We start from the raw sequence: 15,960 nt of genomic DNA, 5'->3' as shown, positions 1-15,960 counted from the left end.
GGCGCTGCGCGCCTTCCCCCTTCTCTGGCATCGCTGCGCGCTGCGGAAGGGGGACGCCACCCGCGCGGCGGGGCGGCCCTTGCGCGGTGGCCGCTGGCCTAGGGGCATGCCCGCTTCATGGGCCGCGGATAGTGCAATCACCATGGATCGCGGCATAAAAAAACCGGCCGCCCTCGCGGGCCGGCCGGTTGGATTCCTGAGCGCAGCTCAGGCGCCGATCACTTGGCGATCACGCGCACCATTTCCAGGCACTTGTTCGAGTAGCCCCACTCGTTGTCGTACCAGCTCACGACCTTGATGAAGGTCTTGTCCAGCGCGATACCGGCTTCGGCGTCGAACACCGAGGTGCAGGGCTCGCCACGGAAGTCGGTGGCCACCACCTTGTCTTCGGTGTAACCCAGCACGCCCTTCATGGCGCCTTGCGAGGCGGCCTTCATGGCGGCGCAGATGTCCTTGTAGTCGGCTTCCTTTTCCAGCTCGACGGTCAGGTCCACCACCGACACATCAGAGGTGGGCACGCGGAACGACATGCCGGTGAGCTTCTTGTTCAGCTCGGGGATCACCACGCCCACGGCCTTGGCGGCGCCGGTGGAGCTGGGGATGATGTTTTCCAGGATGCCGCGGCCACCGCGCCAGTCCTTGTTGCTCGGGCCGTCCACGGTCTTTTGCGTGGCGGTGGCGGCGTGCACGGTGGTCATCAGGCCGCGCTTGATGCCCCAGTTGTCGTTCAGCACCTTGGCCACGGGGGCCAGGCAGTTGGTGGTGCACGAGGCGTTGGAGACGATGGCCTGGCCAGCGTATTTCTCGTGGTTCACGCCGAACACGAACATGGGCGTGTCGTCCTTGGAGGGCGCGGACATCAGCACCTTCTTGGCGCCGGCGGCCAGGTGCTTCTCGGCGCTGGCCTTGTCCAGAAACAGGCCGGTGGCCTCGATCACCACGTCGGCGCCGACTTCGTTCCACTTCAGGTTGGCGGGGTCGCGCTCTTGCGTCAGGCGAATCTTCTTGCCGTTCACGACCAGGGTGTTGCCCTCGACCGAGACTTCACCCTTGAAACGGCCGTGCACGCTGTCGTATTTCAGCATGTAGGCCAGGTAGTCGGGTTCGAGCAGGTCGTTGATGCCCACGATCTCGATGTCCGAGAAGTTTTGCACCGCAGCGCGAAACACCATGCGGCCGATGCGGCCGAAACCATTGATGCCAACCTTGATAGCCATGTCAGTCTCTTCCTTGCAAAGTTAAAAACAACCCAATCACTTCTTGCCTGCCAGCACGGCGCGCACGGTGGCCGCCACGTTCTCGGCCGTGAAGCCGAAGTGCTTGAACAGCACGCCTGCAGGGGCCGATTCGCCGTAGCGGTCGATGCCGACCACGGCGGCGCAGCCGTACTTCCACCAGAAATCGGTCACGCCCATTTCCACGGCGATGCGCGGCAGCCCTGCGGGCAGCACGGACTTCTTGTACTTGACGTCCTCGCGGTCGAAGCTCGTGGTGCTGGGCATGGAGACCACGCGCACGGCGATCTTTTTCTCGGCCAGTTGCTTTTGCGCGGCCAGGACCAATTGGACCTCAGAGCCGGTGGCAATGATGACGGCCTGGGCTTTCTTCTTCAGGCCCACGTCCTTGGGCTCGGAGAGCACGTAGGCACCACGCGAGATGTCGCCCAGGTCGCGCTTGGACAGGTAGGGCAGGTTCTGGCGGCTCAGCAGCAGCGCGGTGGGCTGCTCGCGGTTGGACAGGGCCACGCTCCAGGCCACGGCGGTTTCGGCAGTGTCGGCGGGGCGCCAGACGTCCAGACCAGGGATGATGCGCAGGGCTGCAGCGTGCTCCACCGACTGGTGCGTGGGGCCGTCTTCGCCCAGGCCGATGGAATCGTGCGTGAAGACATGGATCACGCGCTGCTTCATCAGCGCGGCCATGCGGATGGCGTTGCGGCTGTAGTCGCTGAAGGTGAGGAAGGTGCCGCCGTAGGGGATGAAGCCGCCATGCAGCGCCACGCCGTTCATGATGGCGGCCATGCCGAATTCGCGCACGCCGTAGTTGATGTGGCGGCCACCCACGCCGTGCTCGTTCTTGACCACGTTGCCCTGCAGGTCAAAGCGCAGGTTGGGCGTGCTCTTGGTGTTGGTGAGGTTGGAGCCGGTCAGGTCGGCGCTGCCACCCAGCAGTTCGGGCAGGGCAGCGGTGAAGGCTTCGAGCGCCAGTTGGCTGGCCTTGCGGCTGGCCACGGTCTCGGCCTTGGTGTGGGCACCCACCACGGTGTCCACCGCCGTCTGGGCAAAGTGCGCGGGCAGGTCGCCGTTCATGCGGCGCGTGAACTCGGCGGCCAGCTCGGGGAAGGCGGCCTGGTAGGCGGCAAAGCGATCGTTCCAGGCCTGCTCGGCGGCGTGGCCGGTGGCGCGGGCGTTCCAGTCGGCGTACACCTCGTCGGGGATGACGAAGGGTGCATGGCTCCAGCCCAGCGATTCGCGCGAGAGCGCAATTTCCTCGGCACCCAGCGGCTCGCCGTGGGCCTTGGCGGTGTTGGCGCGGTTGGGCGAGCCCTTGCCGATGTGCGTCTTGCAAATGACGAGCGAGGGGCGCTCGGTCTGCTTGTGCGCCTCGGCGATGGCGGCAGCCACCTTGTCGGCGTCATGCCCGTCGATGGGGCCGATCACGTTCCAGCCGCTGGCCACGAAGCGCAGCGCCGTGTTGTCGATGAACCAGGGCTGCACGGAGCCGTCGATGCTGATGCCGTTGTCGTCGTACAGCGCGACGAGCTTGTTCAGCTTCCAGGCGCCGGCCAGCGAAATGGCCTCCTGGCTGATGCCCTCCATCAGGCAACCGTCGCCCAGGAAGGCGTAGGTGTGGTGGTCCACCACGGTGTGGCCTTCGCGGTTGAACTCGGCCGCCAGGAGCTTCTCGGCCAGGGCCATGCCCACGGCGTTGGTGATGCCCTGGCCCAGCGGGCCGGTGGTGGTTTCCACGCCGGGGGTGTGGCCCACCTCGGGGTGGCCTGCGGTGCGGCTGCCCATCTGGCGGAAGTTCTGCAGCTCCTGCATGGGCAAGTCGTAGCCCGTGAGGTGCAGGAGCGCGTAGATCAGCATGGAGGCGTGGCCGTTGGACAGCACAAAGCGGTCGCGGTCGAACCACTGGGGGTTGGCCGGGTTGTGCTTGAGGTGCCGCGCCCACAGCCCGACGGCCATGTCCGCCATGCCCATGGGGGCGCCGGGGTGCCCGGAATTGGCTTGTTGAACGGCATCCATTGCGAGTGCGCGGATCGCATTCGCCATTTGTTGAGTGTTGGCCATCAGGGCGGCTCCGGTCGGGAGTGAGGTGGGGGAAAACCCCTGATTTTAGCGGCCTGCCCCAGAGCGCACCGCCCGACCCCGCCAAACCATGCACTACAGTGCCACCATGCTCGCCACCGCACCCTCTAGCCCCCCGCTTGCGCAGCCCCCCGCCCTGCTCCTGGCCGCAGGCCGGGGCGAGCGCATGCGGCCCTTGACCGACACCTGCCCCAAGCCCCTGCTGCGCGTGCGCGGCCAGCCGCTGCTGCAATGGCATTTGCAGGCGCTGCACGCGGCCGGGGTGCGCCGCGCGGTCATCAACACGGCCTGGCTGGGCGAGCAGATCAGCGCGCATTTTCTAGACGCTTTCAGCCTCCAGGGCTCACCAGACAAGCGCAATACGCTATCTATTTTCTACTCGCACGAGGGCCGTGACTTTGGCGGCGCACTGGAAACCGCGGGCGGCATTGCGCGCGCGCTGCCGCAGTTGGGCGATGTGTTCTGGCTCGCGGCGGGCGATGTGTTCGTGCCCGGTTTTGGTTTTGACGCCGCTGCCGCACAGGCCTTTGCGGCCAGCCCCATGCTGGCCCACCTGTGGCTGGTGCCCAACCCGGCGCACAACCCGCGCGGCGACTTCGGCCTGTCGCCCGAAGGGCTGGCGCTGAACCTGCCGCCCGAATCCACCCAGCCGCGCTACACCTACAGCACCATCGCCCTGCTGCGCGCCGCGCTGTTTGCGCCGCCGTGGTGCGATATTCCCCCCGGCAACCCGCAGGGGCTTGCCGCCCCGCTGGCGCCCTTGCTGCGTCGGGCCATGGACAATGGCCGGGTCAGCGCCACGCTCTACACCGGCCCCTGGACCGACGTAGGCACACCGCAGCGCCTGGAAGAACTCAACGCAAGCACGCCATGACCCTGACTGTTCCCCTTTCTGTGTACGCGCAACGCCGCGCGCACCTGGCCGCGCAACTGGGCGATGGCGGCATTGCCATCGTGCCCACGGCGCCCGAGCGCATGCGCAACCGCGACAGCGACTACGCCTACCGCCACGACAGCTACTTCCACTACCTCACCGGCTTTACCGAACCCAACGCCTGGCTGGTGCTCACGGCAGATGGCCGCAGCACGCTGTGGTGCCAGCCCAAGGACATGGAGCGCGAAATCTGGGACGGCTACCGCCTGGGCCCCGAGGCCGCCGTGGCCGCACTGGGGGTGGACGAAGCCTACTCCGTGGCCGAGCTGGACCAGCGCCTGCCGCGCCTGCTGGAGAACCGCGCCTGCGTGTGGTACCCCTTTGCCACGCACAGCGGGCTGGCGGCACGCGTGGAGGGCTGGCTGGCCCCCGTGCGTGCCCGTGTGCGCTACGGCGCGCTGTGCCCCGCGCGCCAGGCCGACCTGTGCTTGCTGCTGGACGAAATGCGCCTGGTGAAAGACGCGCATGAACTGGCCCTGATGCGACACGCGGCCCAGATCAGCGCCCGCGCCCATGTGCGTGCCATGCAGCACTGCGCACAGGCGCTGCGTGCCGGGCAGGAAGTGCGCGAATACCACCTGGAAGCCGAGCTGCTGCACGAATTTCGCCGCTACGGTGCGCAGGCGCCGGCGTACAACTCCATCGTCGCGGCCGGCGCGAACGCCTGCGTGCTGCACTACCGCGCCGACCGCGCGCCGGTGGGCAGCAACGACCTGGTGCTCATCGACGCGGGCTGCGAATACGACGGCTACGCCAGCGACATCACGCGCACCTTCCCCGCCGGTGGGCGCTTCTCAGGTGCGCAGCGTGCGCTGTACGAGCTGGTGCTGACCAGCCAGGAGGCCGCCGTGGCCGCAACCAAAGCAGGGGCACGCTTCAATGCCCCCCACGACGCCACCGTGGCGGTGCTGGCGCAGGGGCTGCTGGACCTGGGCCTGCTGGACAAGAACCAGCATGGCAGCGCCCAGGACGTGATCGAGCGCCGCGCCTACTTCCGCTTCTACATGCACCGCACCGGCCACTGGCTGGGCATGGACGTGCACGACTGCGGCAGCTACGTGGAGCCGGGCGAGATCGGCGCGGTGCAGGAACGCAAGGACCCGCTCTCGGGCGAGACCATCAAGGATCGCCCCAGCCGCATCCTGCGCCCCGGCATGGTGCTGACCATCGAGCCGGGCCTGTACGTGCGCGCCGCAGCCGACGTGCCCGAAGCCTTCCACGGCCTGGGCATTCGCATCGAGGACGACGCCGTGGTGCATGCCCACGGCTGCGAGCTGATCACGCGCGGGGTGCCCGTTCAAGCTGACGAGATTGAAGCGCTGATGCGCGGGTAAGACAGCAGCCCTCAATACCCGGAGGCCTCCAACCACTGCGCCAGTGCCGCGGCCACCTGGTCGGCACCCTGGGCCAGGGCGCGGGTGCCACCGGTGGCGTCTGGGCTGGGGGCGGGGGCCTGGGCCTCGAACAGGCGCTGGGCCAGCAGGCTCTCGCCCAGAGAACCGGGCCGGGTCAGTGTGGCGCGCAGGCGCACCAGGCCCACGCTGCGCTCGGGGCTGTCGAACACCTGGCTGAATTCCTCCAGCTCCACGCGCAGAAGCGCCGGGGGCTGTCCATCGACCCGCACCGATGCCTGGGCACCCAGGGTGCCGATGACAGCCCGCTGCTGGCCCAGGTGCGCCTGGAGGCGCTGGCGCATGAGCTGGATGGGGGGCTGGCTCCAGCGTGCCTGCTGGTAGGGGCGCAATTCGCGCGCGTCGGCATAGGCCAGGCGGTAATGCACGGCAGTGCTGCCGTCGGGCTGGCCGGCGTTGTCCAGCGTGGCCAGCGCCAGGGCCGGCAGGGCCTTGGCCGGTGCTGTGGCGGGCAAGGATGCAGGGCCAAAGTCGTAGAGCACCGGCCGCACCGGGGGCTCTGGCAGGGCCGAGCAACCCGCCACAGAAACAAGCACAAAAATGGCTGTAGCGCCCGATTTACAAGCGCGAGCAGCTATTGTTTTAATAGCATTCATGGTTGCACTCCGGTGCGCTGCGGGGCGGTGAAGCCCGGTTCGCCCGGGCCGGGCTGGCCCCGGCCTGGGCCATAGAGGATGCCTTGGGGGTTCTCGCCCAGGCTGGAGGCGGCGCGGCCTGTCAGGCGCGCGGCGCGGGCGGTTTCGTCGGCGGCGCGCTCCATGCGCGGCAGGGTGGTGGTGCCAAAGCGCTCCACCGCCTGGGCCAGTGCCTGGGCGCCGCGCTCGGTCTGTTCCAGCGTACCGCCGGGGGCGTTGATGCGCTTGGCCGTCTGCCCGATTTCCGCGGCCATGCCCGACACCTGCTCGCCCGCCTGGCGCATGGACTGCAGCGCGCCCGTGGCCTCGCGCGCCAGCGGTGGGAGGGCGGCCAGTGCCGGGTCCAGGCGCTGCTGCACGGTGGCATCGAGCCGCTGGCTCAGGGTGTGCACGCTGCCTGCGGCCTGGCCGGTGTTGGCCAGCAGCTCACGCAGCAGGCGCTGGTTGTCGTCGGAGAGCACCTGGTTGATGCGCTCGGTGGCCTCCTGCACGCGGCTGAGGATGGCAGGGCCCTGGTCGAACAACTGGGTGAACGGCGAGGTGCGCAGCGGCAGGCGCGGCAGGCCGCTGGGGCCGGGAGCGATGGCAGGGTAAGGCTCGCCCGCGTCGTCCAGCAGCACGTAGGCCAGACCGGTCACGCCCTGGTAGCCCAGCACGGCAAAGGTGGTGGGGGTGATGGGGGCGTCCACGCTCACGGCGATGCGGATGAGCACGTTGCCGCTGGCCTGGCTGTCAAAGCCGATGTGCGTGACGCGCCCCACGGACACGCCCTTGTAGCGCACGGCCGCCTGCGGCTGCAGGCCAGCGACGCCTTCGCCGCTGGAGAGTTCGTAGGACTGGTAGTTGCCCCGGTCGCGCGTGAGCCAGACGCCCAGGCCCACCACCAGCGCGGTGACGACCAGCACGAACAGGCCTGCGGCAAAGGCATGGGACTTGTTTTCCATCAGCGGTCCTTGGCAATGGCGGGCGGAGCCATGGCGCGCAAGCCGCGCTCGCCCTGAAAGAATTGGCGGATGAAGGGGTGCTCGAATTGCACCACTTTTTGCGGTGTGTCGGTCACGATGACGCGCTTGTCGGCCAGCACGGCCACGCGCGTGGCCAGGGAGAACAAGGTGTCCAGGTCGTGCGTGACCATCACCATGGTCAGGCCCAGCTCGGCATGCAGCTCGCGCACCAGGGCGCAGAACTCGTCGGCGCCGTTGGGGTCCAGGCCTGCGGTGGGCTCGTCCAGCAGCAACAGCGGCGGGTCCATGATGAGCGCACGCGCCAGCGCCACGCGCTTGATCATGCCGCCCGACAGATCCGCGGGCATGCGCGTGGCGTGCTCGGGCTTGAGGCCCACCATCTGCAGCTTGACGATAGCGGCGTCGCGCACCACATCCGGCGGCAGCGTGCCCAGTTCGTTGAGGGCAAAGGCCACGTTCTCGAGCACATTGAAGGCCGAATACAGCGCGCCGTGCTGGAACAGCATGCCCACGCGGCTGGCGGCGCCATCACCGCCCATGTCCTCGGCCGGGCGGCCCAGCACCGTGACGCTGCCGCGCGCGGGGTGCAGCAGGCCCAGCATCTGGCGCAGCAGCACGGTCTTGCCGGTGCCCGATCCGCCCACCAGCGCCAGCATCTCGCCCTGGCGCACGCTCAGGTCCAGGTCCTGGTGCACGGCAAAGGCCTCGGACCCCTTGCCAAACACCGACCACAGCCCCTGGATGCGGACGACTTCCGGCGACGGCTCTGGTGGGGGGGCGCTCTGGTCTGCCATGGCTCAGAACCCGACGTTTTTGAAGACGACGGCAAACAGCGCGTCCACGATGATGACCACGGTGATCGACGTGACCACCGAGGCCGTCGTGCCCTCACCCAGGCTTTGGGTGTTGGGCTTGACGCGCAGGCCCCAATGGCAACCGATCAGCGCGATCAACGTGCCGAACACCACCGACTTGGACAGTGCCAGCGTGAGGTTGCCAAAGCCCACCGCCGCGGGCAAGGCATGGTAGAAGTACGCAGGCGATATGCCCAGCGACAGGTCGGCCGCCAGCATGCCGCCCGCCAGGGCGCACAGCGTGGTCCAGACGCTCACCAGCGGCATGGCCAGCGCCAGGGCCAGCGCGCGCGGCAGCACCAGGCGAAAGCCGTGCGGGATGCCCATCACGCGCATGGCGTCCAGCTCCTCGTTCACGCGCATCACACCGATCTGCGCGGTAATGGCCGAACCCGAGCGCCCCGCCACCAGGATGGCCGCCAGCAGCGGCCCGAGCTCGCGGATCAGCGACACGCCCAGGATGTTGACGATGAAGGTCTCGGCCCCGAACTGACGCAGTTGCAGCGAGGTGAGGTAGGCCAGCACCACCCCGATGAGAAAGCCCACCAGGGCCGTGATCGGCAGTGCCGTGGCCCCCATGCGGTAGAGGTGGCCCGACACGTCGCGCCAGGGCGCGCGGCGCGGCGCACGCAGCAGGCGGCCGGTGTCCAGCAGCATCTGGCCCACCATTTGCAACAGGTGGCGTGCGTGGTCCACGCCATGCAGCACCAGCACGCCCAGGTGGTCCACCTGGTCGGCCAGGCGCCAGGGCTCCGGTGCGGGCGCGGGGACGGTGTAGCGCGCCACGCGCTCCAGCATGTCGCGCTGCGCGTCGCTGAGCCACAGCCGTGCAGGCCAGGCGCGGCCCCAGTGGTTCCACAGCACCTGGGCACCCACATGGTCCAGCCATAGCATGCCCCGCAGGTCCCAGCCCAGCGCGGGCTGGTGCGGTACCTTTGCCAGTTGTTCGGCCAAAGGGAGCCACAGCACACGCTGGCCCAACTCCGCCGCACCCCAGCGGCCATGCAGCAGCGCGCACGGCCCTTCGGGCGTGTCGGAGCAGGCAATGCGCGGTTGCGGATCGGTCATGGCCATGGGGCGACGGACGGTGCGAACACAAAGCGCACATGGTAGCGGCTGGCAGTGGCACAGGCGCCACACTGTCGCCTATGGGGCGGCGCGGGCAGCAGGGGTATGATGAAAACTGGCCACTCAGGCCCTGAGAACAAGCGCCGATAGCTATTATTTTTATAGCATTCACCCTGTCCTGCAAACCCGCCTCTTGCCCTACCATGCTGCCATGAGCGACGCAACCTACGACTACATCATCATCGGCGGCGGCACGGCCGGCGCCCTGCTGTGCAACCGCCTGAGCGCCGACGCCCGCCACCGCGTGCTGCTGCTGGAGGCCGGCCCCCGGGACGACTACCACTGGATCCACATCCCCGTGGGCTACCTCTACTGCATCGGCAACCCGCGCACCGACTGGCTCTACCAGACCGAGCCCGACGCGGGCCTCAACGGCAGGCGCCTGCGCTACCCCCGGGGCAAGACGCTGGGGGGCTGCAGCAGCATCAACGGCATGATCTACATGCGCGGCCAGGCGCGCGACTACGACCAATGGGCCCAGATCACTGGCGACGACACCTGGCGCTGGGACCAGGTGCTGCCCGCGTTCCGCCGCCATGAAGACCACTGGCGGCTGGACCAGCCCGGCGATGTGAACGAAAACTTCAAACGCCTGCACGGCAACAAGGCCACCGGCAGCACGGGCGAATGGCGTGTGGAAAAGCAGCGCCTGCGCTGGGACGTGCTGGACGCCTTTGCCCACGCGGCGCAGCAGGCCGGCATTCCAGCCACCGACGACTTCAACAGCGGCAACAACGAAGGCGTGGGCTATTTCGAGGTCAACCAGAAGAAGGGCTGGCGCTGGAACACAGCCAAGGCCTTTTTGCGCCCCACCTGCTACGGGCGCGACAACTTCGAGATGTGGACCGGCGCGCAGGCCGCCAAGCTGCTGGTCGAGCGCCAGCCCCATGGTCCGCTGCGCTGCACCGGCGTGCAGGTCTGGACAGGCAAGTCCATGGTCACCGTGCGCGCCACGCGCGAGGTGCTGCTGTGCGCGGGCGCAGTCAACTCACCCCAGTTGCTGCAGCTCTCGGGCATCGGCCCGGGCGAGCTGCTGCGCCAGCACGGCATCGACGTGCTGCACGATCTGCCCGGTGTGGGCGCCAACCTGCAGGACCACCTGCAGATCCGCTCGGTGTACAAGGTGCAGAACGTCAAGACGCTCAACACCCTGGCCAGCTCGCTGGTCGGCAAGGCCAAGATCGGGTTGGAGTACGCGCTCAACCGCAGCGGCCCCATGAGCATGGCGCCCTCGCAGCTGGGCGCCTTCACGCGCAGCAGCCCCGACCAGCCCTGGCCCAACATCGAATACCACGTGCAGCCGCTCTCGCTCGACGCCTTTGGCGAGCCGCTGCACGGCTTCCCCGCGTTCACCGCCAGCGTGTGCAACCTCAACCCCACCAGCCGGGGCACGGTGCAGATCCAGAGCGCCGACTTCCACCAGCCTCCGGCCATCGCCCCCAACTACCTCAGCACCCCCGAAGACCGCCAGGTGGCGGCCGACAGCCTGCGCGTGACCCGGCGCATCGTTGCACAGCCCGCCATGGCACGCTACCAGCCCGAGGAGTTCAAGCCTGGTGTGCAGTACCAAAGCGATGAGGAGCTCGCGCGTCTGGCGGGCGACATTGCCACCACCATCTTCCACCCCGTGGGCACCACGCGCATGGGCCGCGCCGATGACCCCCTGGCCGTGCTCGACCCACGCCTGCGCGTGCGCGGCATCGAGGCACTGCGCGTGGTCGATGCCGGCGCCATGCCCTTGATCACCAGCGGCAACACCAACTCCCCCACGCTGATGCTGGCCGAGAAGGCCGCCCAATGGATTCTGGAGGACCACGCACCATAGCCAAACTCTATGGAGCCAGACCGGGAAATCCCCTATGGGCCGCGGGCGACTGGGCCTTTACATTAGCACCACTCGAACGCGCACCCAGTGCGCTGGACGGGGGGCCGGGGAGACAAACCGCCACCACCACAACCACAAGCCTTTTTCAAGCACCCGGTGAGGTGCCATCTTCTTTCCAACCGCCAGCCCTGCTGGCGTTTTTTTTGCCTGCTGCACGCGCCGCAGCACGCGATGCGACAATCGCGCCGATGGAATGGATACTGGTTTCGCTGGCCTCCCTGCTTGCCGGCTTTGTCGATGCGATCGTGGGAGGCGGCGGCCTGATCTTGCTGCCCGCGCTGTTTGCCACCTTTCCCAGCGCGCCCCCCGCCACGCTGCTGGGCACCAACAAGAGCGCCTCGGTGTGGGGCACCACCATGGCCACCTGGCAGTACAGCCGCCGCGTGCAGATGCGCTGGCGCGCCATGCTGCCCGCCACCGCTGCAGGCTTTGCCGGTGCCTTTGCCGGTGCCTGGGCCGTCACCGTGGTGTCGCCCGACTTCCTGCGCAAGTTGCTGCCCCTGGTGCTGCTGGCCGTGCTGCTCTACACCCTGGCCAAAAAGGATCTGGGGCGCCACCACACCCCCCACCTGACGGAGCGCGCCGAAGCCGCCGCCGCCTGCGCCATCGGCCTGAGCGTGGGGTTCTACGACGGCTTCTTCGGTCCCGGCACGGGCAGCTTCTTCGTGTTCCTGTTCGTGCGCCTGCTGGGTTACGACTTCCTCAACGCCTCGGCCTCGGCCAAGCTGCTGAACGTCTCGACCAACATCGCTGCACTCATCCTGTTTACCGCCAAGGGCCATGTGTGGTGGCACTTTGCGTTGCCGCTGGCTGTGGCCAACGTGGTGGGCAGTCTGCTTGGCACACACATGGCCCTCAAGCACGGCGCGGGGTTTGTGCGCTGGATCTTCATCGTGGTGGTCAGTGCACTCATCCTCAAGACCGGGTACGACGGCTTCTTGCGCTGATCTTTCGCCGCCCTAAACCTCTCGTTCAGACTCGGCCATTGGGGTTCTCCATGATGGCGAGGCGCAAAAGGGCGACCCCTATAATTGCAACATTTTGATGACACCGTGGCCCGACATCCCTCGGGCCACGCCGTTTTCCCTGGCTCCGGCCCCGCTATCCGCAGGCCGGATTTTTTTGTACCTGAACACCCCGACAGGACATACGATGAAGTTTCTCAAGTTTGTCGCTTCCGCCGTGGCGCTTTGCGCCGTATTCGGCGCCCAGGCCCGCACCTTTGACGAGGTCAAGAAAGACGGCAAGATCCTGATTGCCACCGAAGGCCAGTTCGCTCCCTTCAACTTCTTCAACGGCACGACGCTCACCGGTTTCGAGGTCGAACTGGCCGAGTTGGTGGCCAAAAAGATGGGCGTGACCGTGCAATGGAAGACGCTGGGCTTTGACGCCCTGCTCACCGGCCTGCGCCAGGACCGCTGGGATCTGGTGATTGCCTCGCACGGGATCACCGAGGAGCGCGCCAAGGCCGTGACCTTCACCGAACCGCACTACTGCTCGGGCGGCATGATCATCGCCATGGACCCGGCCATCAAGAACGCCAAGGACCTGGCAGGCAAGGTGGTGGCAGTGCAGACCGGCACCAGCTACCTGGAAAACGTCCAGAAAGTCTCCGCCATCAAGGAGATGAAGAACTTCCCCACCGACGTGGACGCCCGCAGCGCCCTGGCTTCGCGCCGCGTGGACGCCTGGGTCACGGACCGCTTCGTCGCCAAGGCCGTGGCCGAGAAGAACCCCGGCGCGGGCTTCAAGCTGGGCGACATGCTGTTCATCGAGCGCATCGCCGCTGCCGTGGCCAAGGGCAACCAGTCGCTCGCACAGGGCTGGTCCAAGGCCCTGGCCGAAACCATGGCCGACGGCAGCTACGCGCAGCTGTCCAAGAAATACTTCAACGAAGACGTGCGCTGCCAGTAAGCACGCGGGCGCTCCTCGCGCCCTCACCGGTCTGATCTTTCATGCTTACTGCCCTTTGGCCCAGCCACTGGAGCCGCCAGCAACGCAGCAATGCGACGCTGGTGAGCGCCGTGGCCCTGATGGTGCTTGCCCTGATTCTGCTGGGCAAGGTGCTGTCCTTCCTTCCTGAACCCATTGGCCCGAATGCGCAGGCCTTCTCCGACGGCGCCCGCACCACGCTGTGGCTGACACTGATCAGCGGCAGCATCGGTTTGGTGCTGGGCACGGCGGCGGCGCTGGCGCGCACGGCCCGCTGGGCCGCGCTGCGCTATGTGGCCAGCTTCTACATCTGGGTCATCCGCGGCACGCCGCTGCTGGTGCAGATTCTTTTCGTTTACTTTGCACTCCCGGTGCTGGTCCCAGGCCTGAACCTGCCGGACTTTGCCGCCGCCGTGCTGGCGCTGTCGCTCAACGTGGGCGCCTACAACGCCGAAGCCATCCGTGCCGGCCTGCTGGCCGTGCCACGTGGCCAGACCGAGGCGGCTCGCGCCCTGGGCCTGGGGCGCATGCATGTGTTCTTCGACGTGGTGTTTCCGCAGGCCTTCAAGATTGCCCTGCCACCGCTGGTGAGCAACTTTGTGGCACTGCTCAAGGATTCGTCCCTGGCCTATGCCATCGGCGTGGTGGAGTTGACCAACGTGGGCAACCGCATCCAGTCGGCCACCTTCCAGCCCATTGCCACGCTGACCACGGTGGCTGTCACCTACCTGCTGTTGACCACGCTGGTCACGCAGATTTCCAACGCCATCGAGTACCGCTTCGATGTGGAAGGGCGCGCACGATGAGCCGCCCCCAACCCACCCCCTACATCGTGGCAGAGCATGTGTGCAAGTCGTTCGGCACACACCAGGTGCTGCGCGACGTCTCCACGCACTTCAACACGGGTGAAGTCACGGTGATCATCGGCGCCTCGGGCTCAGGCAAGAGCACGCTGCTGCGCGCCATCAACCGGCTGGAGCCGCACGACAGCGGCACCATTTCCATCGGTGGCGTGCCCGTGACCGACGACCCGCACACGCTGCAGCAGCAACGCTGCGAGGTGGGCATGGTGTTCCAGCAGTTCAACCTGTTTGGCCACCTGAGCGTGCTGGACAACATCACGCTGGCGCCCCGGCGCATTCGGCGCACCCCACGGGCCCAGGCGAATGAGCAGGCCATGGTGCTGCTGCGCCGCGTGGGCCTGCACGAGCACGCGCACAAATACCCGTGGCAGCTCTCGGGCGGGCAGCAGCAGCGTGTGGCCATCGCCCGGGCGCTGGCCATGCAGCCCAAGGTGATGCTGTTCGACGAACCCACCTCGGCGCTCGATCCCGAGATGGTGCAGGAAGTGCTGGACGTGATGCGCGAGCTGGCGCGCGGCGGCATGACCATGATCGTGGTGACCCACGAAATGGGCTTTGCCCGTGAGGTGTCCGACCGCGTTCTGTTCTTCGACCAGGGCCGCATTGCGCACGATGCACCGCCCGCTTCGTTCTTCGACAACCCCGGCAATGACCGCATCCGTGCCTTCATCGGCCGCATGGGCGCCTGAGATCCAGAGCCCACCGTTCCTTCGCTACCTCCCACACAACCCAACGGAGTGACCATGAAACTGACCCACACCTTCGTGACCCTGCTGGCCGCCGGCCTGTGCAGCCTGCCTGCGGGCGCCCTGGCGCAGTCCGCCAAAGAGCTGGAAGAACTGCGCAACGAGCTCAAGGCCCTGCGCGCCGAGCTCAACCAGCTCAAGGCCCAGCAGGCACAGGCACCTGCCGCCTCGGCATCGGCCTGGAATGACCGTATCGATGCCGTGGAGCTCAAGCAGAAGGATGCCGTGGTGCTGGGCGACATTCCCGGGAGCTTCCGCCTGCCGGGCAGCGAAACCTCGATCCGCGTGTACGGTTTTGCCGAGGCCAACCTGATCAAGGACTTCAAGGGCACGGCACCGGGCGACAACTTCTCCAACCTTGCCGAGCAGCCGCTGGGCAAGAGCGACAACGGCAAGACCGTGCTCACGGGCCAGACCTCGCGCTTCGGCTTCGAGACCTCCACCCCGATGGGCAACGGCGCGTTCAACACCAAAATCGAAGCCGACTTCTACGGCTACTGCGGTTCGGAGTGCAACCGCAACCGCCTGCGCCTGCGCCACGCCTATGGCGAATACGCTGGCTGGCTGATCGGCCAGACCTGGTCCACCTTCATGGACACCGACAACCTGCCCGAGACGGTGGACTTCAACGGCCCGCCGGGCGCCACCTTCCGCCGGCCCACCCAGGCACGCTACACCTACAACAACCCCCAGCTGGCCAAGTTCCAGTTCGCGCTGGAAGAACCCTCTGACGGCGCACACGCGCCCAACCTGGTGGCCCGCATGGACAAGGCGTTTGACTGGGGTAGCCTGAGCGCTCGGATTCTGTCGCACGAACAGCGCATCAGCGGCGTGAGCAAGCGCGGCATGGGCCTGGGCCTGTCGGGTTCGTACAAGCTCACGGGCACCACCACCCTGATGGGCCAGTACACGCTGATGGACGGTGACAACGATGGTGCCTACCTCGTGGGCGCCAACTACCCGGTGGTCGATGGCACCACCCTGCGCCTGGACCGCGCCCAGGGCGTGGTGCTGGGGCTGGCCAATGTGTTCAGCGAACAGCTGCGTGGCACGCTGTCCATGGGCTGGGTGCGTTCGCGCAACCGCCTGGGTGATGTCTACGTGAGCGCCTACGGCGACACCGGCAACCTGCGCCTGTTCCAATGGCATGCCGGCATGTACTACACCCCAATCAAGAACGTCGAACTCGGCACCGAACTGCTGGGCGGCCGCCGCACCACCTTCGGCGGCGCCACGGGCAACATGACGCGCCTGAACCTGCAGGCGCGCTACCTGTTCAACTGATCCGGCCCTGGGCC

General features: G+C 67.3%; 14 protein-coding genes. 8 read left to right on the top strand and 6 right to left on the bottom strand.

What is annotated here, in order from left to right; genetic code table 11:
* Positions 1 to 218: 218 nt before the first annotated feature.
* Positions 219 to 1,217 (bottom strand): type I glyceraldehyde-3-phosphate dehydrogenase, encoded by a 999-nt coding sequence (gene gap, locus GWK50_RS00380; protein WP_162014765.1) that lies wholly within the window; start codon positions 1,215 to 1,217, stop codon positions 219 to 221.
* A 36-nt stretch (positions 1,218 to 1,253) separates the two neighbouring features.
* Positions 1,254 to 3,290, bottom strand: coding sequence for a transketolase (tkt, locus tag GWK50_RS00375; RefSeq protein ID WP_162014764.1), 2,037 nt, complete (start codon positions 3,288 to 3,290; stop codon positions 1,254 to 1,256).
* A gap of 88 nt (positions 3,291 to 3,378) precedes the next feature.
* Between tkt and GWK50_RS00370 the strand changes: the two genes are divergently transcribed.
* Both GWK50_RS00370 and GWK50_RS00365 read left to right on the top strand, forming a co-directional pair.
* Entirely contained in the window at positions 3,379 to 4,182 is an 804-nt protein-coding gene (locus GWK50_RS00370) for a nucleotidyltransferase family protein (protein WP_277950285.1), read from the top strand.
* Entirely contained in the window at positions 4,179 to 5,576 is a 1,398-nt protein-coding gene (locus tag GWK50_RS00365; RefSeq protein WP_162014763.1) for an aminopeptidase P N-terminal domain-containing protein, read from the top strand. Before GWK50_RS00370 ends, GWK50_RS00365 begins: the two co-directional genes overlap by 4 nt.
* A gap of 11 nt (positions 5,577 to 5,587) precedes the next feature.
* Here GWK50_RS00365 and GWK50_RS00360 read toward each other — a convergent pair whose 3' ends face one another.
* From GWK50_RS00360 to GWK50_RS00345, 4 genes are read right to left on the bottom strand one after another with little or no spacing between them, the layout of a single operon-like run.
* Positions 5,588 to 6,250, bottom strand: coding sequence for an ABC-type transport auxiliary lipoprotein family protein (locus GWK50_RS00360; RefSeq protein ID WP_162014762.1), 663 nt, complete (start codon positions 6,248 to 6,250; stop codon positions 5,588 to 5,590).
* The gene (locus GWK50_RS00355) at positions 6,247 to 7,233 is read right to left on the bottom strand and encodes an MlaD family protein (RefSeq protein WP_162014761.1); all 987 of its coding nucleotides are present in this window, start codon (positions 7,231 to 7,233) and stop codon (positions 6,247 to 6,249) included. The genes GWK50_RS00360 and GWK50_RS00355 overlap by 4 nt, the downstream gene beginning before the upstream one ends.
* Positions 7,233 to 8,048: an ATP-binding cassette domain-containing protein gene (locus GWK50_RS00350; RefSeq protein WP_162014760.1), complete on the bottom strand. Its 816-nt coding sequence runs from the start codon at positions 8,046 to 8,048 to the stop codon at positions 7,233 to 7,235. Before GWK50_RS00350 ends, GWK50_RS00355 begins: the two co-directional genes overlap by 1 nt.
* Before the next feature lie 3 nt (positions 8,049 to 8,051).
* A complete protein-coding gene (locus tag GWK50_RS00345) occupies positions 8,052 to 9,176 on the bottom strand; it encodes an ABC transporter permease (protein ID WP_162017954.1) in 1,125 nt (374 codons plus the stop codon).
* Positions 9,177 to 9,387: 211 nt separating this feature from the next.
* Between GWK50_RS00345 and GWK50_RS00340 the strand changes: the two genes are divergently transcribed.
* The 6 genes from GWK50_RS00340 (at position 9,388) to GWK50_RS00315 (ending at position 15,946) form a co-directional block, all read left to right on the top strand.
* Positions 9,388 to 11,061: a GMC family oxidoreductase N-terminal domain-containing protein gene (locus GWK50_RS00340; protein ID WP_162014759.1), complete on the top strand. Its 1,674-nt coding sequence runs from the start codon at positions 9,388 to 9,390 to the stop codon at positions 11,059 to 11,061.
* Between the two features lie 248 nt (positions 11,062 to 11,309).
* On the top strand, positions 11,310 to 12,068 hold the full coding sequence (locus tag GWK50_RS00335; protein WP_162014758.1) for a TSUP family transporter: 759 nt from the start codon (positions 11,310 to 11,312) through the stop codon (positions 12,066 to 12,068).
* Between the two features lie 205 nt (positions 12,069 to 12,273).
* Positions 12,274 to 13,035 carry an ABC transporter substrate-binding protein gene (locus GWK50_RS00330; protein WP_162014757.1) on the top strand — a complete coding sequence of 254 codons (762 nt, stop codon included), beginning with the start codon at positions 12,274 to 12,276 and terminating at the stop codon, positions 13,033 to 13,035.
* 41 nt (positions 13,036 to 13,076) lie between these two features.
* A complete protein-coding gene (locus tag GWK50_RS00325; protein ID WP_162014756.1) occupies positions 13,077 to 13,859 on the top strand; it encodes an amino acid ABC transporter permease in 783 nt (260 codons plus the stop codon).
* A complete protein-coding gene (locus GWK50_RS00320) occupies positions 13,856 to 14,605 on the top strand; it encodes an amino acid ABC transporter ATP-binding protein (protein WP_162014755.1) in 750 nt (249 codons plus the stop codon). Before GWK50_RS00325 ends, GWK50_RS00320 begins: the two co-directional genes overlap by 4 nt.
* Before the next feature lie 54 nt (positions 14,606 to 14,659).
* Positions 14,660 to 15,946, top strand: a complete 1,287-nt coding sequence (locus GWK50_RS00315) for a DcaP family trimeric outer membrane transporter (protein WP_162014754.1) — start codon at positions 14,660 to 14,662, stop codon at positions 15,944 to 15,946.
* Positions 15,947 to 15,960 lie beyond the last annotated feature (14 nt).

This window comes from Acidovorax sp. 210-6 (genome assembly GCF_010020825.1).
In the GTDB taxonomy this organism is placed as follows: domain Bacteria; phylum Pseudomonadota; class Gammaproteobacteria; order Burkholderiales; family Burkholderiaceae_C; genus Simplicispira; species Simplicispira sedimenti.
The sequence above is the reverse complement of the archived record's forward strand: the minus strand, read 5'-3'. Positions and strand labels throughout refer to the sequence as shown.